22 protein-coding genes are annotated in these 23,473 nt (G+C 53.7%); 17 read left to right on the top strand and 5 right to left on the bottom strand.

All coding sequences use genetic code 11. From position 1 onward, the window contains the following. The first annotated feature begins 92 nt into the window (after nucleotides 1-92). The 16 genes from ispU to RCF31_RS08925 all read left to right on the top strand — a co-directional run bounded on the left by ispU (nucleotide 93) and on the right by RCF31_RS08925 (nucleotide 19,307). Complete coding sequence (ispU, locus tag RCF31_RS09000; RefSeq protein ID WP_299457318.1) at nucleotides 93-845, top strand: (2E,6E)-farnesyl-diphosphate-specific ditrans,polycis-undecaprenyl-diphosphate synthase; 753 nt, start codon at nucleotides 93-95, stop codon at nucleotides 843-845. Nucleotides 846-863: 18 nt separating this feature from the next. After that, on the top strand, nucleotides 864-1,721 hold the full coding sequence (cdsA, locus tag RCF31_RS08995) for a phosphatidate cytidylyltransferase (RefSeq protein ID WP_416413100.1): 858 nt from the start codon (nucleotides 864-866) through the stop codon (nucleotides 1,719-1,721). 12 nt (nucleotides 1,722-1,733) lie between these two features. Further along, a complete protein-coding gene (gene rseP, locus RCF31_RS08990; RefSeq protein WP_416413099.1) occupies nucleotides 1,734-3,083 on the top strand; it encodes a sigma E protease regulator RseP in 1,350 nt (449 codons plus the stop codon). A gap of 51 nt (nucleotides 3,084-3,134) precedes the next feature. After that, nucleotides 3,135-5,546: an outer membrane protein assembly factor BamA gene (gene bamA, locus RCF31_RS08985; RefSeq protein ID WP_299457316.1), complete on the top strand. Its 2,412-nt coding sequence runs from the start codon at nucleotides 3,135-3,137 to the stop codon at nucleotides 5,544-5,546. Between the two features lie 106 nt (nucleotides 5,547-5,652). Continuing rightward, a complete protein-coding gene (locus RCF31_RS08980) occupies nucleotides 5,653-6,153 on the top strand; it encodes an OmpH family outer membrane protein (RefSeq protein WP_299457315.1) in 501 nt (166 codons plus the stop codon). A gap of 3 nt (nucleotides 6,154-6,156) precedes the next feature. Continuing rightward, on the top strand, nucleotides 6,157-7,182 hold the full coding sequence (gene lpxD / locus RCF31_RS08975; protein ID WP_416413098.1) for a UDP-3-O-(3-hydroxymyristoyl)glucosamine N-acyltransferase: 1,026 nt from the start codon (nucleotides 6,157-6,159) through the stop codon (nucleotides 7,180-7,182). Nucleotides 7,183-7,375: 193 nt separating this feature from the next. After that, the gene (gene fabZ, locus RCF31_RS08970) at nucleotides 7,376-7,831 is read left to right on the top strand and encodes a 3-hydroxyacyl-ACP dehydratase FabZ (RefSeq protein WP_013507953.1); all 456 of its coding nucleotides are present in this window, start codon (nucleotides 7,376-7,378) and stop codon (nucleotides 7,829-7,831) included. Between the two features lie 3 nt (nucleotides 7,832-7,834). Beyond that, a complete protein-coding gene (gene lpxA / locus RCF31_RS08965) occupies nucleotides 7,835-8,623 on the top strand; it encodes an acyl-ACP--UDP-N-acetylglucosamine O-acyltransferase (RefSeq protein WP_299457295.1) in 789 nt (262 codons plus the stop codon). Nucleotides 8,624-8,626: 3 nt separating this feature from the next. Continuing rightward, the gene (gene lpxB / locus RCF31_RS08960) at nucleotides 8,627-9,775 is read left to right on the top strand and encodes a lipid-A-disaccharide synthase (protein ID WP_416413097.1); all 1,149 of its coding nucleotides are present in this window, start codon (nucleotides 8,627-8,629) and stop codon (nucleotides 9,773-9,775) included. Then, nucleotides 9,768-10,394, top strand: coding sequence for a ribonuclease HII (rnhB, locus tag RCF31_RS08955; protein WP_416413096.1), 627 nt, complete (start codon nucleotides 9,768-9,770; stop codon nucleotides 10,392-10,394). Before lpxB ends, rnhB begins: the two co-directional genes overlap by 8 nt. A gap of 31 nt (nucleotides 10,395-10,425) precedes the next feature. Then, on the top strand, nucleotides 10,426-13,908 hold the full coding sequence (gene dnaE, locus RCF31_RS08950; protein WP_416413095.1) for a DNA polymerase III subunit alpha: 3,483 nt from the start codon (nucleotides 10,426-10,428) through the stop codon (nucleotides 13,906-13,908). Nucleotides 13,909-13,920: 12 nt separating this feature from the next. Beyond that, nucleotides 13,921-14,880, top strand: coding sequence for an acetyl-CoA carboxylase carboxyl transferase subunit alpha (accA, locus tag RCF31_RS08945; RefSeq protein ID WP_416413094.1), 960 nt, complete (start codon nucleotides 13,921-13,923; stop codon nucleotides 14,878-14,880). 134 nt (nucleotides 14,881-15,014) lie between these two features. Continuing rightward, the gene (locus RCF31_RS08940; protein ID WP_416413093.1) at nucleotides 15,015-17,165 is read left to right on the top strand and encodes a lysine decarboxylase LdcC; all 2,151 of its coding nucleotides are present in this window, start codon (nucleotides 15,015-15,017) and stop codon (nucleotides 17,163-17,165) included. 75 nt (nucleotides 17,166-17,240) lie between these two features. Beyond that, nucleotides 17,241-17,630: a VOC family protein gene (locus tag RCF31_RS08935; RefSeq protein WP_416413092.1), complete on the top strand. Its 390-nt coding sequence runs from the start codon at nucleotides 17,241-17,243 to the stop codon at nucleotides 17,628-17,630. A gap of 52 nt (nucleotides 17,631-17,682) precedes the next feature. Then, nucleotides 17,683-18,984, top strand: coding sequence for a tRNA lysidine(34) synthetase TilS (gene tilS / locus RCF31_RS08930; protein ID WP_416413091.1), 1,302 nt, complete (start codon nucleotides 17,683-17,685; stop codon nucleotides 18,982-18,984). 14 nt (nucleotides 18,985-18,998) lie between these two features. Further along, nucleotides 18,999-19,307: a c-type cytochrome gene (locus tag RCF31_RS08925; protein ID WP_299458300.1), complete on the top strand. Its 309-nt coding sequence runs from the start codon at nucleotides 18,999-19,001 to the stop codon at nucleotides 19,305-19,307. 41 nt (nucleotides 19,308-19,348) lie between these two features. Here RCF31_RS08925 and rof read toward each other — a convergent pair whose 3' ends face one another. Together rof and RCF31_RS08915 are read right to left on the bottom strand one after the other, a co-directional pair. Further along, complete coding sequence (gene rof, locus RCF31_RS08920; RefSeq protein ID WP_084872879.1) at nucleotides 19,349-19,612, bottom strand: Rho-binding antiterminator; 264 nt, start codon at nucleotides 19,610-19,612, stop codon at nucleotides 19,349-19,351. After that, nucleotides 19,599-19,799, bottom strand: coding sequence for a YaeP family protein (locus tag RCF31_RS08915; protein WP_013507964.1), 201 nt, complete (start codon nucleotides 19,797-19,799; stop codon nucleotides 19,599-19,601). Before RCF31_RS08915 ends, rof begins: the two co-directional genes overlap by 14 nt. A gap of 216 nt (nucleotides 19,800-20,015) precedes the next feature. Here RCF31_RS08915 and arfB point away from each other — a divergent pair, with 216 nt between their 5' ends. Beyond that, nucleotides 20,016-20,426, top strand: coding sequence for an alternative ribosome rescue aminoacyl-tRNA hydrolase ArfB (gene arfB, locus RCF31_RS08910; protein WP_084872881.1), 411 nt, complete (start codon nucleotides 20,016-20,018; stop codon nucleotides 20,424-20,426). Between the two features lie 34 nt (nucleotides 20,427-20,460). On the opposite strand, the gene proS is transcribed toward arfB, so the two are convergent. From proS to rcsF, 3 genes are all read right to left on the bottom strand, one after another. Further along, nucleotides 20,461-22,179 (bottom strand): proline--tRNA ligase, encoded by a 1,719-nt coding sequence (gene proS / locus RCF31_RS08905; RefSeq protein WP_416413090.1) that lies wholly within the window; start codon nucleotides 22,177-22,179, stop codon nucleotides 20,461-20,463. Nucleotides 22,180-22,270: 91 nt separating this feature from the next. Continuing rightward, the gene (gene tsaA, locus RCF31_RS08900; protein WP_416413089.1) at nucleotides 22,271-22,978 is read right to left on the bottom strand and encodes a tRNA (N6-threonylcarbamoyladenosine(37)-N6)-methyltransferase TrmO; all 708 of its coding nucleotides are present in this window, start codon (nucleotides 22,976-22,978) and stop codon (nucleotides 22,271-22,273) included. After that, nucleotides 22,975-23,376, bottom strand: coding sequence for an Rcs stress response system protein RcsF (gene rcsF, locus RCF31_RS08895; RefSeq protein WP_416413088.1), 402 nt, complete (start codon nucleotides 23,374-23,376; stop codon nucleotides 22,975-22,977). The genes tsaA and rcsF overlap by 4 nt, the downstream gene beginning before the upstream one ends. Between the last annotated feature and the right edge of the window lie 97 nt (nucleotides 23,377-23,473).

Raw genomic sequence — 23,473 nt, 5'->3', positions numbered from 1 at the left:
TCGATGCCAGCCGACTGAAAAGTCGGTGTTTGCTGCAGGCGCAATGTATTCAGAAACCACAGCATTTCTGATTAAAGGAATTATTACGCGTTATGTCGTCCAACAATCACAACACATTCGATGACCGGTCTGATTGTACGCCGCGTCACGTGGCCATCATTATGGATGGTAATGGTCGCTGGGCAAAAAATCAGGGCAAACTGCGTATTTCAGGCCACAAAGCCGGGGTAAAATCAGTACGCCGGGCCGTCAGCTTTGCGGTCAGCCACAAGCTGGAAGCGCTCACACTTTACGCATTCAGTAGCGAAAACTGGAGCCGACCGATACAGGAAGTGACGGCCTTGATGGAATTGTTTGTCTGGGCGCTTGATAGTGAAGTCAAAAGCCTGCACAAACACAATGTACGTCTGCGTGTTATTGGCGACATCAGTCGTTTCAATTCCAGAATCCAGGAACGCATTCGTCGCGCCGAGGAACTGACTCAGCAAAATAATGGACTGACTCTCAACATTGCTGCCAACTATGGCGGTCGTTGGGATATTATCCAGGGTGCCAGAAAACTGGCCGAGCAGGTTCAGGAAGGTTTGTTACGTCCTGACCAGATAACCGAAGAGAGTCTGGCTCCGTACCTTTGTATGAATGAGCTGGCGCCGGTGGATTTAGTGATAAGGACCGGGGGAGAGCATCGGATTAGCAACTTCCTGCTGTGGCAAATCGCCTATGCTGAGTTCTGGTTTACCGATGTTCTTTGGCCTGATTTTGATGAACAAGTTTTTGAAGGTGCACTGAATGCTTTCTCTCTGCGGGAGCGTCGCTATGGCGGCGCTGCACCAGGCGGCGCCTGAGCAACCTGGGGGTAACCTTTGCTGAAGTCTCGTTTAATTACCGCGTTTATTTTAATTCCGCTGGTGATTGCTGCGTTGTTCTGGTTACCACTGTCCGGTTTTGCGATAACAACCATCATCATCTGTATGCTTGCCGCCTGGGAATGGGGGCAGCTGGCGGGTATGGCGACCCGTCAGCAACGCATCTGGCTAGCTGTGCTTTGTGGCTTGCTGCTGGCTGTGATGTTATTCACGCTGCAACCTTATCAACGTGATTTGCACCAGGTGCAGATGGAAAGCTCGTTATGGGTGTCTCTTATCTGGTGGGTCGTGGCGTTGGTGCTGGTTCTATTCTATCCCGCTTCTGCGGCCGTCTGGCGTCATTCGCGCCCGCTACGTCTCCTGTTTGGTGTGCTCACCGTGATCCCCTTCTTCTGGGGCATGATGGCGTTGCGCCAGTACCATTATGATACCGATCATTTCGCCGGAGCCTGGTGGCTGCTGTTTGTCATGTTTCTGGTGTGGGGTGCCGATTCAGGTGCCTATATGTTTGGCCGGTTATTTGGTAAACACAAGCTGGCTCCCAAAGTCTCGCCGGGTAAAACCTGGGAAGGCTTCCTCGGCGGGTTAGTCTGCTCTGCCGTGATTGCCTGGCTGTTTGCCACGTTCGCGCCATTAACCATTGCCACGTCAACCCTGATTATCTGTGCTGTTATCGCCGCATTGGCTTCGGTACTGGGCGATTTGACAGAAAGTATGTTCAAACGTGAAGCCGGTATCAAAGACAGCGGTAACTTAATTCCGGGCCACGGTGGTATCCTCGATCGCATTGATAGCCTGACAGCAGCGGTGCCAGTCTTTGCCTGCCTGTTGCTGCTGGTGTTCCGCACCCTCTGAGGATAGGCGACGATGTTGAGCATACTCTGGAGTTTTGCAGCCTTTATTGTGGCGCTCGGCGTGCTGATTACCGTGCACGAGTTCGGCCATTTTTGGGTTGCGCGCCGTTGCGGTGTCAAAGTTGAACGTTTTTCGATTGGTTTTGGCAAAGCGCTGTTCAGTCGCCGCGACCGTCAGGGCACGGAATATGTCATTGCCCTGATCCCCCTTGGCGGTTACGTCAAAATGCTTGATGAACGCGTGGAGAGTGTTCCCGCTGAACTGCGTCATCAGGCCTTCAATAACAAAGCTATCTGGCAGCGTGCATCGATTATTGCTGCCGGACCGATTGCCAACTTTATTTTTGCCATCATTGCGTACTGGGCGGTGTTTATTCACGGCGTGCCCGGTGTGCGGCCGGTTGTTGGTGAAATTCTGAACGGTTCCATTGCCGCGGAAGCGCAAATTACCTCCGGTATGGAACTTAAAGCGGTAGATGGTATCGAAACGCCTGATTGGGATGCGGTACGCATGGCACTGATCGGCAAAATCGGTGACCAAAGTACAACGCTAACCGTCTCGCAGTTTGGTGAACAGGCCACCCAGCAGAAGCAGCTGGATTTGCATGACTGGCAGTTTGAGCCAGACAAGCAGGACCCGGTGGTTGCGTTAGGTATTCGTCCACGTGGACCGCAGATTGAAACGACCCTCGCCGAAGTGCAGGCTAACTCTCCGGCGAGTGAAGCCGGTTTGCAAGCGGGCGACAGGATCGTTAAAGTCGATGGTCAGCCGTTAACGCAATGGCAGGCTTTTGTGGTGCAGGTGCGCGATAACCCTGGCAAAAACATGGCGCTGGAGGTGGAGCGTAACGGTGAATCGCTGGCATTAACGCTGACACCCGAAGCGAAGCCGGGTGATAAAGCGGAAGGTTTTGCGGGAGTTATCCCGCGAGTGATTCCGCTACCTGACGAGTACAAAACGGTAAGGCAGTATGGGCCTTTCGCCGCGATTGGTGAAGCCAGTGTAAAAACCTGGCAACTGATGAAGCTGACGGTTTCCATGCTGGGCAAGTTGATAACCGGGGATGTGAAGCTGAATAATCTGAGCGGGCCGATTTCGATCGCGCAGGGTGCCGGGTTATCAGCAGAATATGGGGTGATTTACTACCTGATGTTCCTGGCGCTTATCAGCGTCAACTTAGGGATAATTAACCTGTTCCCACTGCCGGTTTTAGATGGTGGACATTTGCTCTTTCTGGCGATCGAAAAGATCAAAGGTGGACCTGTGTCCGAGCGAGTTCAGGACTTTAGTTATCGCATTGGCTCAATTCTGCTGGTGCTGTTAATGGGGCTTGCACTTTTCAATGATTTCTCACGTCTGTAATAGCTGGAATGCAGACAGACGTGGGATGTGTTAGGAAAACGCATAACAACGATGGCGATGAAAAAGTTGCTCATAGCGTCGCTGCTGTTTAGCAGCGCCACCGTGTACGGTGCAGACGATTTCGTGGTGAAGGATATTCATTTCGAAGGGCTACAGCGAGTCGCCGTCGGCGCGGCTCTGCTAAGCATGCCGGTTCGTGTCGGCGATACAGTGAATGATGATGACATCAGAAATACCATTCGCTCACTGTTCGCCACCGGCAACTTTGAAGATGTTCAGGTTCTGCGCGACGGTACTACGCTGATTGTCCAGGTGAAAGAACGCCCGACCATTGCCAGCATCACTTTCTCCGGTAACAAAGCGGTGAAAGAAGATCAGCTGAAGCAAAATCTTGAGGCATCAGGTATCCGAGTCGGTGAAGCGCTTGACCGCACCACGCTCTCTTCCATTGAGAAGGGGCTGGAGGATTTCTACTACAGCGTCGGTAAATATACTGCCAGCGTCAAAGCGATTGCTACGCCGCTGCCGCGTAACCGTGTCGATCTGAAGTTTGTCTTCCAGGAAGGTGTTTCTGCACAGATTCAGCAGATCAACATCGTGGGCAACAAAGCGTTTAGCTCTGATGAACTGATTTCCCGCTTCCAGCTGCGTGATGAAGTACCGTGGTGGAACGTGGTGGGCGATCGTAAATATCAGAAACAGAAACTGGCTGGGGATCTCGAGACCCTGCGTAGCTTCTATCTGGATCGCGGTTATGCGCGTTTTAACATCGATTCAACGCAGGTGAGCCTGACGCCGGACAAAAAAGGCATCTACATCACCGTCAACATCACCGAAGGCGATCAGTACAAGATTGCTGGTGTGATTGTTAACGGCAGCATGGCAGGCCACTCGGCGGAAATTGAACATCTGACGAAAATCCCTGCGGGTGAGCTGTATAACGGCACTAAAGTCACCCAGATGGAAGATGACATCAAGAAACTGCTGGGCCGCTACGGCTATGCTTACCCGCGTGTGGTGACACAGCCGGAAATCAATGATGCCGATAAGACGGTAAAACTGCATATCAACGTTGATGCAGGTAACCGTTACTACGTGCGTAAAGTCCGCTTCGAGGGTAACGATACATCGAAGGATTCGGTACTGCGTCGTGAGATGCGTCAGATGGAAGGTGCCTGGCTGGGTAGCGATCTGGTTGATCAGGGTAAAGAACGTCTGAACCGTACCGGTTACTTTGAAACTGTGGACGTGGATACCCAGCGCGTGCCGGGTTCACCTGATCAGGTAGACGTGGTCTACAAGGTGAAAGAACGTAATACCGGTACCTTTAACTTCGGCGTGGGCTACGGCACCGAGAGTGGTGTGAGCTTCCAGGTCGGTGTGACCCAGGATAACTGGCTCGGCACCGGTAACACCGTCGGTATCAGCGGTACTAAAAACGATTATCAGACCTACGCTGAATTCTCACTGACCGATCCGTATTTCACGGTGGATGGTGTCAGCCTGGGTGGTCGTATTTTCTATAACGACTTTAAAGCTGACGATGCTGACCTGTCTGACTACACCAACAGAAGTTATGGTGTTGATGGTACGCTGGGCTTCCCGATTAACGAGAACAACTCCCTGCGTGTTGGTTTAGGTTACGTACATAACGACCTGTCCAATATGCAGCCGCAAATTGCGATGTGGCGTTATCTCGACTCGGTAGGTCATGAGCAGGGTCTGAACAAAAATGGTGATTACTCAGCCAACGATTTCACCTTTAACTATGGCTGGACATATAACACCCTGGACCGTGGGTTCTTCCCAACGTCAGGTAACCGTACCAACCTGAACGGTAAGATCACCATTCCGGGTTCAGACAACAGCTTCTACAAAGCGACGCTGGATACTCAGCAATACGTGCCGATTAACCAGGATCGTACCTGGGTGCTGTTGGGCCGTGGCCGTGTAGGCTATGGTGGCGGACTCGGTGGTAAAGAGATGCCGTTCTATGAGAACTTCTACGCCGGTGGTTCCAGCACCGTTCGTGGCTTCCAGTCCAACACCATTGGTCCAAAAGCTGCGTATCTGAACGATGGCTCGTCTACCTGTACGCTGTCGGATCCGAATGGCGTCTGTAAGTCGGATGATGCGGTGGGTGGTAATGCGATGGCAGTGGCCAGCCTTGAGCTGATCACACCAACACCGTTCCTGAGTGAGAAGTACGCTAACTCAGTACGTACCTCATTGTTTGTCGATGCCGGTACGGTCTGGGATACTAAATGGCAGAATACCGCTGAAACGCGTGCGGCAGGGATTCCTGACTACAGCGATCCAAACAATATTCGCGTATCCAGCGGTATCGCACTACAGTGGATGTCACCGTTGGGGCCGTTGGTGTTCTCATATGCCCAGCCGGTCAAGAAAGTCGAGGGAGACAAGTCAGAGCAGTTCCAGTTTAACATCGGTAAAACCTGGTAAAGCTCTGAGCAGGGAAGTGTATACCCAACGGGTATAAATAGCGTCTTGCAAGCGTGTAGTTCTGCTACACGCTGCAAACACACATGTTGAGGGTAAGGAGTTTATAGTGAAAAAGTTGTTCTGTGCCGCTGCTCTGGGTGTTGCATTAGCTGCTTCTGCTGGTGCCCAGGCGGCAGACAAAATCGCCGTTGTTAACCTGAGCCAGGTTTTCCAGCAGTCTCCGCAGCGTGCTGCTGTTGCTAAGCAACTTGAGAGTGAGTTCCAGGGCCGCGCCTCCGATCTCCAGTCTCAGCAGCAGAAAATTCAGCAGGAAATCCAGGATCTGCAGCGCAATGCTTCAACCATGAAAGCTAGCGATCGTACCAAGAAAGAGAAACAGATCTCTTCTGAGCGTGCGGCTTTCGAAGCAAAAGCTCAGGCTTTTGAAAAAGACAACCAGACCCGCCAGATGCAGGAGCGCAACAAGCTGCTGGCTAAAATCCAGACCGCAGTTCAGTCTGTAGCGAAAAGCGAAGGGTACGATCTGGTTCTGGACTCTCAGGCCGTGCTGTACACTTCTTCCGATGCTAAAGACATCACTGCAGACGTTGTAAAACAGGTTAAATAATCGATGTCATCTATTCGACTGGCTGATTTAGCCCAGCAGTTGGATGCAGAATTGCACGGAGATGGCGATATCGCCATCTCCGGCATTGCTTCTATGCAATCCGCCACAACTGGCCAAATCACTTTTCTTGCAAACAGCCGTTACCGCGAGCAACTCGCCCAGGTTCAGGCTTCGGCCGTGGTGCTGACGGAAGCGGATCTGGAGTGGTGTAATACGGCCGCGCTGGTGGTGAAAAATCCTTACCTGACTTACGCTCGCATGGCACAACTGCTGGACACCACGCCTCAGCCCGCGCAAAATATCGCGCCCAGCGCCGTGATCGACCCGACCGCGAAGCTGGGGAATAATGTGTCGGTAGGCGCGAATGCGGTGATCGAGTCCGGTGTTGAGCTGGGCGACGACGTCGTTATCGGTGCCGGATGTTTTGTCGGTAAGCAGACGCGTATTGGTCGCGGTTCACGTTTGTGGGCGAACGTGACGATTTATCACGAAATCCAGATCGGTCAGGATTGTCTGATTCAATCAAGCACCGTTATCGGTGCGGACGGATTCGGATATGCCAACGATCGCGGCAATTGGGTGAAAATCCCGCAGCTGGGAACGGTGATCATTGGTGATCGGGTGGAAATTGGTGCCTGCACCACCATCGATCGCGGTGCGCTGGATAACACTCTGATCGGCAATGGTGTTATCATAGATAACCAGTGTCAGATTGCGCACAACGTTGTGATCGGCGATAACACCGCGGTTGCTGGTGGTGTGATCATGGCGGGTAGTCTGAAGATTGGGCGTTACTGTATGATTGGCGGTGCCAGCGTCATTAACGGACATATGGAAATCTGTGACAAAGTGACTGTGACCGGAATGGGCATGGTCATGCGGCCGATCACAGAGCCTGGGGTATACTCTTCGGGTATTCCGCTGCAACCCAACAAAACCTGGCGTAAAACGGCAGCGCTGGTGATGAATATCGATGACATGAGCAAACGTCTCAAAGCCATCGAGCGTAAAGTCGGCAAAGACGACTGACGTCATCCCGCGTAACCCGCTTCATAATAAGTAGCGTACCTGCTTTCCACCTCAGCAGCTTTGAGGAAGTGCAGCAGGTATCGCAGAGAAGCGAAACGCCACCGAACTGATTTGCGGCCTGCAGATGATCATTTTGATCGATGCAGGCCGTGTTATTGTTGCCATCAGAATTATTTAGGACAGGAAGAGTATTTTGACTACTGAAACGCATACTCTGAAAATTGAAGAGATTTTAGAATTGCTGCCGCACCGCTATCCATTTCTGCTGGTTGACCGCGTGCTGGAGTTTGAAGAGCATAAATATCTGCGTGCGGTGAAGAACGTTTCTGTTAACGAACCGTTTTTCCAGGGACACTTCCCTGGTAAACCGATTTTCCCTGGCGTTCTGATTCTGGAAGCTATGGCGCAGGCGACGGGCATTCTGGCGTTTAAAAGCGTTGGAAAACTGGAGCCGGGCGAACTTTACTACTTCGCAGGTATCGATGAAGCCCGTTTCAAGCGTCCGGTTGTGCCGGGCGATCAGATGATCATGGAAGTCACTTTCGAGAAAACCCGTCGTGGTCTTACTCGCTTCAAAGGTGTTGCTACCGTAGACGGTAAAATTGTCTGCGAAGCGACCATGATGTGTGCCCGTAGCCGGGAGGCATAATTAGTGATTGATTCAACCGCCAACATCCATCCCAGTTCTGTTATCGAAGAAGGTGCCATTATCGGTGCCAATGTTCACATCGGCCCGTTTTGCTTTATTGGTGCTAACGTGGAAATTGGTGAAGGTACGGTGCTTAAATCGCATGTGGTGGTAAATGGCCATACGCGTATCGGTAAAGACAACCAGATCTATCAGTTTGCTTCCATTGGTGAAGTAAATCAGGACCTGAAGTATGCCGGTGAACCGACCCGTGTGGAAATTGGTGATCGCAACCGCATCCGCGAAAGCGTCACCATTCACCGTGGTACGGTGCAGGGTGGCGGTTTGACTAAAGTCGGCAGTGACAATCTGCTGATGGTGAATGCCCATATCGCGCATGACTGTGTGATTGGCAATCGCTGCATTTTCGCCAATAACGCCACGCTGGGCGGCCATGTTACCGTTGATGATTTTGCGATCATTGGCGGTATGACCGCCGTGCACCAGTGGTGCACCATTGGCGCACATGTGATGGTCGGTGGTTGTTCTGGCGTGGCTCAGGACGTGCCTCCTTATGTCATCGCGCAGGGTAACCATGCAACACCTTTTGGTATCAATATCGAAGGTCTGAAGCGTCGTGGTTTCAGCAAAGAAGCGCTGCATGCGATTCGCAATGCCTACAAATTGTTGTATCGCAGCGATAAAACGCTGGAAGAAGCCAAGCCGGAAATTGAAGCACTGGCAAAAGCTCACAGCGAAGTGCAGCCTTTCTATGACTTCTTTGCCCGTTCTACCCGTGGGTTGATTCGTTAATCCATGTCAGTGCGTCCCCTGACTATTGCCCTGGTCGCCGGAGAAACCTCCGGCGATATTCTTGGTGCCGGACTTATTCGCGCGTTAAAGGCGCGTCACCCTGATGCGCGTTTTGTTGGCGTTGCGGGCCCGCGTATGCAGGCTGAGGGTTGCGACGCCTGGTATGAGATGGAAGAACTGGCGGTGATGGGCATTGTTGAAGTGCTGGAGCGTCTGCCGCGCTTACTGAAAATCCGTCGCGACCTGACGCAGCGTTTCACTGAACTGCAACCGGACGTGTTCGTAGGCATTGATGCGCCAGATTTTAATATCACGCTGGAAGGCCGCCTGAAGCGTGCGGGTATCCGTACCATCCACTATGTCAGTCCGTCTGTCTGGGCCTGGCGTCAAAAGCGCGTATTTAAAATCGGTCGTAACACCAATCTGGTGCTGGCATTTCTGCCGTTTGAAAAAGCGTTCTACGACCGTTTCAACGTGCCATGCCGTTTTATCGGGCATACCATGGCCGATGCGATGCCAATGCAACCCGATAAGCAGGCGGCACGGCGTGATTTAGGCATTGCCGACGATGCGATTTGCCTTGGCCTGTTGCCGGGCAGCCGTGGTGCAGAAGTCGAAATGCTGAGCGCTGATTTTCTGCGTGCCGCGCAGCTGCTGCGCCAGCGTTACCCGACACTGGAAATTGTGGTGCCGTTGGTAAACGCCAAACGCCGCGAACAATTCGAGCAGATCAAAGCCGAGGTTGCACCAGAGCTGCCGATGCATCTGCTGGATGGCAAAGGGCGTGAGGCGATGATCGCCAGCGATGCAGCGATTCTGGCATCAGGTACGGCAGCCCTGGAATGTATGCTGGCAAAATGTCCGATGGTGGTGGGTTATCGTATGAAACCCTTCACCTTCTGGCTGGCGAAACGACTGGTGAAAACCCCGTATGTTTCTTTACCGAATTTACTCGCTGGGCGTGAATTGGTGAAAGAGCTGTTGCAGGATGAGTGCCAGCCGGAGGCGTTAGCCGCCGCACTGGAACCGCTGCTGCATGCTGGCCCGGAGCGTGATGCGTTGCTCAACACCTTTAACGAGCTACATGCACAGATTCGCTGGAATGCCGATGAGCAGGCCGCGGATGCCGTATTGGAGATTGCCCATGGCTGAGTTTATTTATCCAGATGCGCGTTTGATTGCGGGTGTTGACGAGGTGGGGCGCGGTCCGCTAGTCGGTGCGGTGGTGACTGCCGCGGTGATCCTGGATCCGGCAAAACCGATCGTGGGTCTGGCCGATTCCAAGAAGTTGTCAGAAAAGCGCCGTGTGGCGTTGTATGAAGAGATCAAAGAGAAAGCGCTGGCGTGGAGTCTCGGACGCGCCGAGCCAGAAGAGATCGATCAGCTGAACATCCTGCACGCGACCATGCTGGCGATGCAGCGTGCGGTAGCCGGTCTGGCGCTGGTGCCGGATTTTGTGTTGATTGACGGTAATCGTTGTCCGGCATTGCCCATGCCTTCACAGGCGGTAGTAAAAGGCGATAGTCTGGTGGCGGAGATCAGTGCCGCGTCGATCCTGGCCAAAGTGACGCGCGATCGTGAAATGGCCGAGCTGGATTTGCTGTTCCCTCAGTATGGTTTTGCGCAGCACAAGGGTTATCCTACGGCGCTGCACATGGAAAAACTCACTCAGCATGGTGCCACACCCCATCACCGTCGCAGTTTTGCGCCGGTACGTAACGCCTTGATTTATGCCGACGTGCTGGCCGCGCGTCAGCCGACTACGCTTTAATAGCCTGACGCTGTTTTAACCGGAAACTGATATGGCTGAACCCCGTTTTATACATCTGCGTGTCCACAGTGACTACTCAATGGTTGATGGCCTGGCGAAGACCGGGCCGCTGGTAAAAAAAGCTGCCTCATTAGGTATGCCAGCCATCGCCATTACCGACTTCACCAACCTGTGCGGGTTAGTGAAGTTCTATGGCACAGCGCATGGTGCCGGGGTGAAACCGATTATCGGCGCTGATTTTAACGTTGCCAGTGAGCTGATGGGCGATGAACTCACTCAGCTTACCGTGCTGGCGGCCAATAACACCGGTTATCAGAACCTGACGTTGTTGATTTCACGCGCTTATCAGCGCGGCTACGGCATTGCCGGCCCGGTGATTGATCGTGACTGGCTGGCTGAGTATCAGGAAGGCTTGATTCTGCTTTCCGGTGGTCGCCGTGGTGATGTGGGGCGTAGCTTGCTGCGCGGCAACAACGCACTGGTAACGCAGTGCCTGGCGTTTTATCAGCGACACTTTCCTGATCGCTATTATCTCGAACTGACACGTACGGGCCGCCCGGATGAAGAAAGCTATCTGCACTCCGCAGTAGAACTGGCGATAGCGCAAGGCGTGCCGGTGGTGGCGACCAATGAAGTTTGCTTCCTGAATGAAGACGATTTTGATGCACATGAAATTCGTGTGGCAATCCACGACGGTTATACGCTGGACGATCCTAAGCGCCCACGTAACTACAGCCCTCAGCAATATATGCGTAGCGAAGCGGAAATGTGCGAGTTGTTCTCGGACATCCCGGAAGCGCTGGAAAATAGCGTAGAAATTGCTAAGCGTTGTAACGTCACGGTGCGTCTCGGTGAATACTTCCTGCCGCAGTTCCCCACCGGTGATATGACCACTGCAGACTTCCTGGTGCTGAAATCGCAGGAAGGTCTGGAAGAACGTCTGGAGTTTCTGTTTCCCGACCCGGCAGTACGCGCCGAGAGGCGGCCGGAATATGATGAACGTCTGGAGATTGAGCTCAACGTTATTAACCAGATGGGTTTCCCCGGTTACTTCCTGATCGTTATGGAGTTTATCAAGTGGTCGAAAGATAACGGCGTACCTGTGGGGCCAGGACGTGGTTCCGGTGCCGGTTCGCTGGTGGCCTATGCGCTAAAAATCACCGACCTTGATCCGCTGGAGTTTGACCTGCTGTTCGAACGTTTCCTTAACCCGGAACGTGTGTCGATGCCTGACTTTGACGTCGATTTCTGCATGGAAAAACGCGATCAGGTGATTGATCATGTGGCAGAAATGTACGGTCGTGATGCGGTATCGCAGATCATTACCTTCGGTACCATGGCGGCTAAAGCGGTTATCCGTGACGTAGGCCGCGTGCTGGGTCATCCCTATGGTTTCGTCGATCGCATCTCCAAACTGGTGCCACCCGATCCGGGCATGACGCTGGAAAAAGCCTTTGCTGCTGAACCGCAACTGCCGGAAATCTACGAGGCAGATGAAGAGGTTAAAGCGCTGATCGATATGGCGCGTAAGCTGGAAGGTGTCACGCGTAACGCCGGTAAACACGCCGGTGGTGTGGTGATCGCGCCGACCAAAATCACCGATTTTTCCCCGTTGTATTGCGATGAAAACGGCAATCATCCGGTGACGCAGTTTGATAAGAATGATGTGGAATACGCGGGGCTGGTGAAGTTCGACTTCCTCGGCCTGCGTACGCTCACCATTATCGATTGGGCGCTGAAGATGATAAACCCGCGCCGCGAGAGGCAGGGGCTGGAACCGATTGATATCGCTGCCATTCCGCTCAATGACAAAAAGAGTTTTGACATGCTGCAACGCGCGGAAACCACCGCGGTGTTCCAGCTTGAATCGCGCGGCATGAAAGATCTGATCAAACGTTTGAAGCCGGACTGCTTCGAAGACATGATCGCACTGGTGGCGTTGTTCCGTCCTGGTCCGTTGCAATCAGGCATGGTGGATAACTTTATCGACCGTAAGCATGGTCGTGAAGCGATCTCTTATCCGGATATTGAGTGGCAGCACGAGTCGCTGCAACCGGTGCTGGAACCTACCTATGGCATCATTCTTTACCAGGAACAGGTCATGCAGATCGCCCAGGTGCTATCCGGTTACACCCTCGGCGGCGCGGATATGTTGCGTCGTGCGATGGGTAAAAAGAAACCGGAAGAGATGGCGAAGCAGCGCTCGGTGTTCCAGGAAGGCGCAGAGAAGATGGGCGTCAACGGCGAGCTGGCGATGAAGATCTTTGACCTGGTGGAGAAATTCGCCGGTTATGGCTTCAACAAATCGCACTCCGCAGCTTACGCACTGGTTTCTTATCAAACGCTGTGGCTGAAAGCACACTACCCGGCAGAATTTATGGCGGCGGTAATGACCGCTGATATGGATAACACCGAGAAGGTGGTGGGGCTGGTGGACGAGTGCTGGCGTATGGGCCTCAAGGTTCTGCCGCCGGATATCAACGCCGGGCTTTATCCGTTCCATGTTAACGATGATGGTGAAATTGTTTACGGCATCGGTGCCATCAAAGGGGTGGGTGAGGGCCCGATCGAAGCGATCCTCGAAGCGCGTAATCGCGATGGTTACTTCAAAGAGCTTTTCGATCTCTGTGCGCGTACCGATACCAAAAAGATCAACCGGCGGGTGATGGAAAAACTGATCATGTCCGGGGCGTTTGATCGCTTAGGTCCGCATCGTGCAGCACTGATGAGCTCGCTTAGCGATGCGCTGAAAGCGGCCGATCAGCACGCGAAAGCCGAGGCCATTGGCCAGGCGGATATGTTTGGCGTACTGGCGGAAGAACCGGAGCAGGTGGAGAAATCCTATGCCAGCGTGGCGCCATGGCCGGAACAGATTCAGCTGGATGGCGAACGTGAAACGCTGGGTCTGTATCTCACCGGCCATCCGATTAATCAGTATCTGAAAGAAATTGAACGTTACGTCGGCGGCATGCGCCTCAAGGACATGCATCCGACCGATCGTGGTAAAGTGACCGTCGCGGCGGGGCTGGTAATTTCAGCCCGGACGATGGTCACCAAGCGCGGCAACCGAATTGGTATCTGTACTCTGGATGACCGCTCTGGTCGTCTGGAAGTGATGTTATTTACCGATGCATTGGATAAATACCAGCAATTGCTGGAGAAGGACCGAATCCTGATCGTCAGCGGACAGGTCAGCTTTGATGACTTTAGTGGCGGCCTTAAAATGACCGCCCGTGAAGTGATGGACATTGACGAAGCGCGGGAAAAATACGCGCGTGGTCTTGCTATCTCGCTGACGGACAGGCAAATTGATGACCAGCTTTTAAACCGTCTCCGCCAGTCTCTGGAGCCTCATCGTTCCGGGACTATTCCGGTGCATCTCTATTATCAGAGAGCAGATGCGCGGGCGAAGCTGCGCTTTGGTGCAGCGTGGCGTATTTCGCCCAGCGATCGTTTACTCAACGATTTGCGGTTGTTAGTTGGGTCGGAGCAGGTGGAACTGGAGTTTGACTAAAACAGGAACATTATGAGTCTTAATTACCTGGATTTTGAACAGCCAATCGCTGAACTGGAAGCGAAAATCGATTCGCTGAAATCGATTGGCCGTCAGGATGAGAAACACGATATTAATCTGGATGAAGAAGTGCAGCGTCTGCGTGAAAAAAGCGTCGAGCTGACCCGTAAAATCTTCTCCGATTTGGGTGCATGGCAGGTCGCGCAACTGGCGCGTCATCCGCTGCGTCCTTATACGCTGGACTATGTCCGCAATGCCTTTGATGATTTTGACGAGCTGGCAGGCGATCGCGCCTATGCTGACGATAAAGCCATTGTTGGCGGTATCGCGCGTCTCGATGGTCGCCCGGTGATGATCATTGGTCATCAGAAAGGCCGTGAAACCAAAGAGAAGATTCGCCGCAACTTCGGGATGCCAGCACCAGAGGGCTACCGTAAAGCGCTGCGTCTGATGGAGATGGCGGAACGCTTTAAGATGCCGTTGATCACCTTCATCGACACGCCGGGTGCTTATCCGGGTGTGGGTGCGGAAGAACGTGGTCAGTCTGAAGCAATTGCGCGGAACCTGCGTGAGATGTCCGGCCTGAAAATCCCGGTGATCTGCACCGTGATCGGCGAAGGTGGCTCTGGTGGTGCGCTGGCGATTGGTGTGGGCGATAAAGTCAACATGCTGCAGTACAGCACCTATTCGGTGATCTCACCGGAAGGCTGTGCCTCTATCCTGTGGAAGAGTGCCGACAAAGCACCGCTGGCCGCAGAAGCGATGGGTATCACCGCCGATCGTCTGAAAGAGCTGAAGCTGATCGATTCCATCATCCCGGAACCGCTGGGTGGTGCGCATCGTCATCCGGTTGATATGGCTGCGTCGCTGAAAAAACAGCTGCTGGCCGATCTGGCCGATCTCGATGTGCTGAGCACGGAAGAGTTGCTGAACCGTCGCTATCAGCGTCTGATGAGCTACGGCTACGCCTGATGCTGATTTAATCAAAACAAGCGGACTCCGGTCCGCTTTTTTTACGTCTAAACAACAGCAGAGCATTCTGACGGCCAGCGCCCCCCACTTTTCGCTATCATTATTCAGTGCCACAACACCACAGGAGGTGAGCATTGAATATTCTTGCGATCATGGGAGCGCACGGCGTTTTCTACAAAGATGAACCGATTCGTGAGCTGGATGCTGCGTTGAAGCTACAGGGGTTTCAGACCGTCTATCCCACCAATGCCAGCGATCTGCTCAAGCTGATTGAGCAAAATCCACGCATCTGCGGCGTAATTTTTGACTGGGACGACTACAGCCTGGAATTATGCAGCGAGATCAATCAGCTCAATGAATATCTGCCGTTGTATGCCTTTATCAACACCCATTCGCAAATGGATGTCAGCATCAACGAGATGCGCATGGCGCTGCATTTCTTTGAGTATGCATTAAGTGCCGCCGACGATATCGCACTGCACATCCGGCAGTACACCGATGAATACATTGATAAAATCACACCTCCGCTGACCAAAGCACTGTTCACCTATGTCAAAGAAGGAAAATATACCTTCTGTACGCCGGGCCATATGGGGGGCACGGCGTTTCAGAAAAGCCCGGTCGGCAGCCTGTTCTATGATTTCTTTGGGGCTAACACGCTAAAAGCGGATATCTCCATTTCGGTCACAGAGCTGGGTTCACTGCTCGATCACACCGGCCCGCATCTGGAAGCAGAGGAGTACGTAGCGCGCACCTTTGGTGCCGAGCAAAGCTACATGGTGACCAATGGCACCTCGACTTCAAATAAGATCGTCGGTATGTATGCGGCCCCGGCGGGCAGCACGGTGTTGATCGACCGCAATTGTCATAAGTCACTGACGCATCTGCTGATGATGAGCGATATTATTCCGCTGTGGCTGAAGCCTACGCGCAATGCTCTGGGAATTCTGGGGGGTATTCCGCAGCGCGAGTTTACGCGCGACAGCATCCAGCACAAAGTTGATGCAACGGCTCGCGCCAGTTGGCCGGTACATGCGGTGATCACCAACTCAACCTACGATGGCCTGTTGTACAACACGCAATACATCAAACAAACGCTGGATGTGCCCTCGATCCACTTCGATTCGGCTTGGGTGCCCTACACCAATTTTCACCCGATCTACGCCGGTAAAAGCGGTATGAGCGGCGATCGTATGCCAGGCAAGGTGATCTACGAAACGCAGTCAACGCATAAACTACTGGCCGCTTTTTCGCAGGCTTCACTCATTCACATTAAAGGTGATTACGATGAGCAGACTTTCAACGAAGCCTACATGATGCATACCACCACCTCGCCGAATTACGCGATAGTTTCCTCAATCGAAACGGCAGCGGCGATGCTGCGGGGTAATCCGGGTAAACGGCTGGTCAATCGTTCGGTAGAGCGGGCATTGCATTTCCGTCGCGAGATTCAGCGCTTGCGCGAGGAGTCTGACGGCTGGTTCTTTGATATCTGGCAGCCAGAGCAGGTTGATGAAGCGGAATGCTGGCCGATTCAGCCGGGTGAAGAAGAGTGGCACGGCTTTACTCAGGCCGATCGTGATCATATGTATCTCGATCCGATCAAGGTCACTATCCTGACGCCAGGGATGAGCGAGTTGGGTGTGATGGCGGAAGAGGGGATTCCGGCGGCGCTGGTGGCAAAATTCCTCGACCAGCGTGGTGTGGTGGTGGAAAAAACCGGGCCATATAACCTGTTGTTCCTGTTCAGTATCGGTATTGATAAAACCAAAGCGATGAGCGTACTGCGCGGCCTGACGGAGTTTAAACGTGCCTACGATCTCAACCTACGGGTAAAAAACATGTTGCCGGATCTGTATGCCGAAGATCCCGATTTCTACCGCAACATGCGAATTCAGACGCTGGCTCAGGGCATCCATCAGTTGATCCTGCAACATGATCTCCCTCGCCTGATGCTGAAAGCATTTGATGTCTTGCCGGAGATGAAGATGACGCCCCATCAGGCCTTTCAGCAGCAGGTGAAAGGGCAGGTGGAAACGGTAGACATTCGTGAGCTGGTGGGCCGAATTTCAGCCAATATGATTTTACCTTACCCACCGGGCGTGCCGCTGGTGATGCCGGGGGAAATGATCACCGAGCAAAGCCGCGCGGTGCTCGATTTCCTGCTGATGCTCTGTACCATCGGGCGGCACTATCCTGGCTTTGAAACCGATATCCACGGTGCCACGCTGACGGAGGATGGACGCTATCTGGTGCGGGTATTAAAAGGCGAGAACGATCATTAACTTCGGACAAAAGCCTCTTTTCAGCTTGCCGCCTGCCGCGTAAGGTAGGCGGCAAATCAGAAAACTGGAGCCGCTATGCTGCAAATTAAACAGATCCACCACATTGCCATTATCGCGACGGATTATGCGCGCAGTAAGGCGTTCTATTGTGATGTGCTGGGCTTTGAATTGCTGGGGGAGTTTTACCGGGCGGAGCGTGATTCCTGGAAGGGCGATCTCGGCCTGAATGGGGTGTACACCATTGAGCTGTTCTCCTTCCCGTCGCCACCGGCACGCGTCAGCCAGCCGGAAGCCTGTGGATTACGCCATCTGGCGTTCTGCGTTGAGGATGTTGAACAATCGGTCGCGGCGCTGGCAGAGAAAGGCGTGGTTTGTGAACCGGTTCGTATCGATGCCCTGACCGGTAAAGCCTGTACTTTCTTCTCAGACCCGGATGGTTTGCCGCTGGAGCTGTATCAGGCGTAAAATACCGCCGTCGCGAGCCGCAATCAGGTGGCTCGCTTTCACGGAACGCGCCATGTCTTTGTCCCATCTTGCTGCACTGCTGACACCCGACGCCCGCTATGTGCTGGCGTTCAGCGGTGGGCTGGATTCCACCGTTCTGCTGCACCAATTGGTTTGCTGGCAACAGCAGCACCCGCAGCTTCACCTGCGCGCCTTACATGTTCATCATGGTTTAAGCCCCAATGCGGATGGCTGGGCGGCGCATTGCCAGCAAATTTGCCAGCAATGGGGTATCCCCTTAGCGGTGTTGCCTGTTCAGGTCGATGGTCGCGAGCAGGGGATAGAAGCCGCAGCCCGTGAGGTACGTTACCAGGCGTTGTTTCAGCAGTTGCAGCCCGGTGAGTGCTTACTTACCGCCCAGCACCTTGATGATCAATGTGAGACTCTGTTGCTGGCGCTAAAACGTGGCAGCGGTCCGGCGGGGCTGGCAGGGATGCCTGCGCAGCGTTCCCTTGGAGAAAAGCAGCATCTGCGTCCGCTGTTAGGGATCAGCCGTCAGCAGCTGGAAGCCTGGGCGGCAGAACATCAACTGAGCTGGATTGAAGACGAGAGCAACGCTGATTGTCGCTACGATCGCAACTTTCTGCGTCAGCGGGTGATCCCTGAGTTGCAGGCGCGCTGGCCGCATTTTAGCGCTGCCGCTGCACGCAGTGCCGCACTGTGCGGTGAGCAGGAGCAACTGCTGAATGAGCTGCTGGCGGAGCAGCTCACACAGCTTACGGATGGGCAGGGGCGGCTCACCTTCACATCTCTGTTGAGCATGAGCGAAGCACGTCGCCATGCGTTGTTGCGTCGCTGGATTGCCGGGCAGGGAGGGGCGATGCCTTCGCGTGATGCCTTGTTGCGTATCACCCGTGAAGTCATGCAAAGCCGGGAAGATGCACAACCCTGCCTGAACTTTGGCGCTTTCGAGCTACGCCGTTATCGCCAGCACCTTTACTGGCTGCCACCGCAGATCTCCCTCAGTCAGCACTTACTTACCTGGGATGACCGTTCACAGCCGCTGCAATTACCTGATCAACTGGGTGAATTGCAGGCGCGCCCTGAAGTCCCACAGTTACGTTTTCCCGCCGCAGATGAACCAGTAAGCGTGCGTTTTCAGGCGCAGGGCTATTTTCACCTGCAGGGCCGGACGGGCGGGCGCGAGATGAAAAAGCTATGGCAGGAAGCCGGTATTCCACCGTGGCAGCGCGAACGCATCCCACTGATTTATTACAACCAGACGTTAATCTGCGCCCCGGGTTTATTTATCACCCGTGAAGGCGCGGCCAGTAATGAGCAAGGCTGGCAGGCGATTTGGTTAAAACAACAATAAAACGGAGAGCAATGATGAAACACTGGATCGCGGCGGCGTTTTTAGTCGTGGCACTGCCGGCACTGGCCGACGGTGATATCAAGGCAGGTGCGCAGAAAGCCGCCAGCTGTATGGCATGCCACGGTGCTGAGGGAAAAAGCGCAGTGCCTTTGTATCCTAATCTGGCCGGGCAGCATGCGCCTTATCTGCTGCATTCCCTGCAGGCATACAAAAAAGGCGAGCGTAGTGGCGGTCAGGCTGAAGTCATGAAGGCGTTTGTGGCTGGGTTAAGTGATGAGGATATGGCCGATTTGGCGGCGTATTACAGTTCGCTACAACCGTAAATGAGGGGGGCGGGATGTGAAACTTCCCGCCCATTGGAAGGTTACTCGTCTTCGCTGACGATGACGGTGCCCAGCTCAGGATGACTGAAGCTGGCGATGTGATCGAGCCGCAGCTCGCGTGTTTCACCGGAGAGGTCGACAGCAAGATACTCAACGTTTTTACGTGAGACCATATCCACGGCTTTCGCCTTGAGCTGTTCGCCGCTTTTCAACTCCAGCGACAGCGTCCAGTGTTTTTGGCAGGCGAGTTCCAGGTTGTCGTAGTCATCGCAGTTGATGGGTTTGTAGGCTTCATTCGTCAACATAGTCGCTCACCAATAAGTTCGCAGCGGCATAGGCTGCCTGTTCCCTGACAGAAGAGTTTAGCGCAGAATTAGCGGCAATATCATTGAGTGCATTCAGCGCACATCCAATGGCGTCTGGCACATACCCCAGGTCGCCGCTGCCAATCTCGGCATATTTCTGGCGAACTAACTCACAATACTTTTGCACATTCACCTCCTCAGCAGAGTATCAATACTCTGGTTGATAGGTGACTATATCACAGGCATTTCATTGAAATCAGCCTGGCAACAGCGTGAAGCACGGAGAGAAAAACATGAAAGTGACAAAATTCGCTGGTCCTGAGCATGAGTAATGAGCACAAAAGGTTAAGTTGATGAACAGGTTATTACGCGGTATCGCCCCCCAACAGGCAGCAGGTGACAGATGATTGTATTGTCACGCTCCGTTTCACTGCCGGAAAATGAGGTTGAGCTGAGTGCCATTCGTGCGCAGGGGGCGGGTGGACAGCATGTAAATAAAACTTCTACCGCCATTCATCTGCGTTTTGATATCGCAGCATCGTCGCTGCCACCGTTCTACAAAGAGCGTCTGCTGGCAGCCCGCCACCATCTGATCACCGATGAAGGGGTGGTGATTATCAAAGCTCAGGAGTACCGCAGCCAGGAAATGAATCGTGAGGCGGCAGTGCAGCGATTGATTAACCTGATTCGGGAACTCACTACCGTGGAGAAAGTACGGCGTGCCACTCGTCCAACACGCGCATCGAAAGAACGGCGGCTGGAAGGTAAAGCGCGGCGGAGTAGCACCAAGTCGTTGCGGGGGAAAGTACGTTAAAAAAAGCGCCTCCGGAGGGAGGCGCCTGGGGACATTATTTGTTCAGAGCCTTTGCCAGGAAATCAACGATTTCGCTGTGCTTAATCATCTCTTTCTCACTGGCAGAGCGCGCTTTGTACTCGATCTCTGCGTTATCGAGGTTGCGGTCGCCAATGACGATGGTGTGTGGCACACCAATCAGTTCCATATCGGCAAACATCACGCCCGGACGCTCTTTACGGTCATCCAGAATCACGTCGATGCCTTTAGCGCGCAGGGTGTTGTACAGCTCTTCCGCGACTTCTTTCACACGGAAAGATTTGTGCATATTCATCGGCAGAATCGCGACTTCAAACGGCGCCAGCGCGGCTGGCCAGATGATGCCACGATCATCATGATTCTGCTCAATGGCGGCAGCAACAACGCGGGTAATACCGATACCGTAGCAACCCATGGTCATGACCTGATTACGGCCATCTTCGCCCTGGACTGCTGCTTTCAGTGCGTCTGAGTACTTGGTGCCAAGCTGGAAAATGTGGCCGACTTCGATACCACGTTTAATCAGCAGTGTACCTTTACCGTCCGGGCTTGGATCGCCAGCAACGACGTTACGGATATCTTCCACGCGCGGTTCTGGCAGGTCACGGCCCCAGTTAATACCGCTCAGGTGTTTACCATCGATGTTAGCACCCGCGCAGAAATCGCTGGTTTTCGCCACGGTACGATCCGCAATGACCGGCATGGTCAAACCTACCGGGCCGAGGGAGCCCGGGCCTGCGCCCAGCACTGCACGGATTTCAGCTTCAGTTGCCATTTCCAGCGGAGCAGCGACGATATCCAGCTTCTCGGCTTTCACTTCGTTCAACTGGTGGTCGCCACGCAGCAACAGGGCAACCAGCGCATGGCCGCTTTCTGCTGTGCCTTTCACGAACAACGTTTTAACGGTTTTCTCAATCGGCAACTGATGCTGTTCAACCAGTTCGGCGATGGTCTTAGCGTTCGGCGTGTCGAACTGCACCATTTCCTGCGTCGGCTGCGGACGTTCACCTGCCGGTGCCAGTGCTTCAGCTTTCTCAATGTTGGCCGCGTACTCAGATTCGCTGGAGAAGATCACATCATCTTCACCGCTCTGGGCCAGGACCTGGAACTCATGCGAAGCGCTACCGCCAATCGAACCGGTATCGGCCTGCACGGCACGGAAATCCAGCCCCATACGGCTGAAGCTCTGGCTGTAGGCGCGATACATTGCGTCATAGGTTTCCTGCAGCGATTTCTGAGAAACGTGGAACGAGTAAGCATCTTTCATGATGAACTCGCGCGAACGCATCACACCGAAGCGCGGACGGACTTCGTCACGGAATTTGGTCTGGATCTGATACAGGTTGAGTGGCAGCTGTTTGTAGGAGCTTAACTCGTTGCGAATCAGGTCAGTAACGACTTCTTCATGCGTCGGACCCAGCACGAATGGACGATCGTGACGGTCTTTAATACGCAGCAGTTCGGGGCCATATTGTTCCCAACGGCCACTCTCTTCCCACAGATCGGCTGGCTGAACCACTGGCATGGAGATCTCAATCGCGCCAGCGTTGTTCATCTCTTCACGCACGATGTTTTCAACTTTTCTCAGTACGCGGATGCCGGTCGGTAACCAGGTATAGAGTCCTGAAGCCAGTTTGCGGATCATCCCGGCGCGCAGCATCAGCTGGTGGCTGATGACTTCCGCATCGGAGGGCGTCTCCTTCAGAGTGGAGAGCAAATATTGAGTAGTACGCATTGATTACGATTCCAGTTATACGGAAGGTCACTGACAAAAAATTTTGCTGGCGGCTAGTGTACCAGCGAGATCAGCCACTCAAAAGCGGGTTTTAGCGCGGATCGATCGCGACCACCTCTGTTCCTGCCTCATCAATCCGCCAGCGCACATTAAAATCGAGCAGCCATGCGGCATATTCGCGACAGGCTTCCTCTCCTTTTCGATACGCCGGGCGGGGATCCTGCGCCAGCACATCGCTGATAAAACGCGTCAGATGAGGATGTTGTTGCTGGTGTTGCTGAAGTTGCGTCAGTGCGAGCGGGGAGAAACGCACCGGCATTGAGGCTTCAGGCGCGGCCTGCGCGAATCCAGCGCGTGCATCAGGCAAGGCCTCGGCAAAGGGCAGATAGGGTTTGATATCGACAACCGGCGTACCATCCACTAAATCGAGGCTGCCAAGTTGTAAAATGACCTGCTGCTTCTCACAGCGAATACCTTTGAGTTCAACCAGCGACATACCGATAGGGTTCGGGCGAAAGGTTGAACGTGTGGCAAATACCCCCATGCGTGCATTGCCACCAAGGCGTGGCGGGCGCACGGTGGGACGCCAGCCACCTTCCATCGTCTGATGAAAGATAAACAGCACCCATAAATGGCTGAATGCTTCCAGGCCACGTACTGCTTCAGGCTGATTATAAGGCGGCAGCAGATGCAGCTCACCACCGCCATCCTGCACCAGACCGGGCTGGCGCGGGACGGCAAATTTCTCTTTCCACGGTGAGCGGATCACACCGATTTGCGCAAAGGCAAACTCACTCATTGATTGGCGACTTTCAGTGCAGAACCCTGACAGATGGCCTGACGATAGCAGCCCGGGGTGGTAGAGACGATTTCGCATTTGTGCAGCAGCACGGCGTTCGCTTTCATTCCTGCGGCTCTCTGTTGCAGGCGTTTACGGGCGGTATTGATATTCGGTGGTGAATCCTGATTGCTGTTCTGGCAATCATCGCCGGAGACTTCGCCCAGATCGCGGAACGGTTTGCTGACCAGGTCGGTCGCATCAGTGTAGCTCTTCACCGGGGCCGGGCGCGGTGCAGGTTTGCGTTCCGGCTCGCTGGATTGCTGCTGCGGGCGCGATGAAGCACTGCTTATCGGGTGATATTCACGCACACACCCGGTTAGCATCAATGCTAACAAGCAGAGCGGTAAAAAACGCATGGCAACATCCTCATGTTTTAAAAAGTGGCGTTATTGAAACAAGGACAACGGTAAATAACAAGTCAGGTGCCACAACCGGCAAAAGAAAGGGCGGCCG

Origin of the sequence: Pantoea sp. App145 (assembly GCF_047947045.1) — a bacterium.
Lineage (GTDB): Bacteria > Pseudomonadota > Gammaproteobacteria > Enterobacterales > Enterobacteriaceae > Pantoea.
The sequence above is the reverse complement of the archived record's forward strand: the minus strand, read 5'-3'. Positions and strand labels throughout refer to the sequence as shown.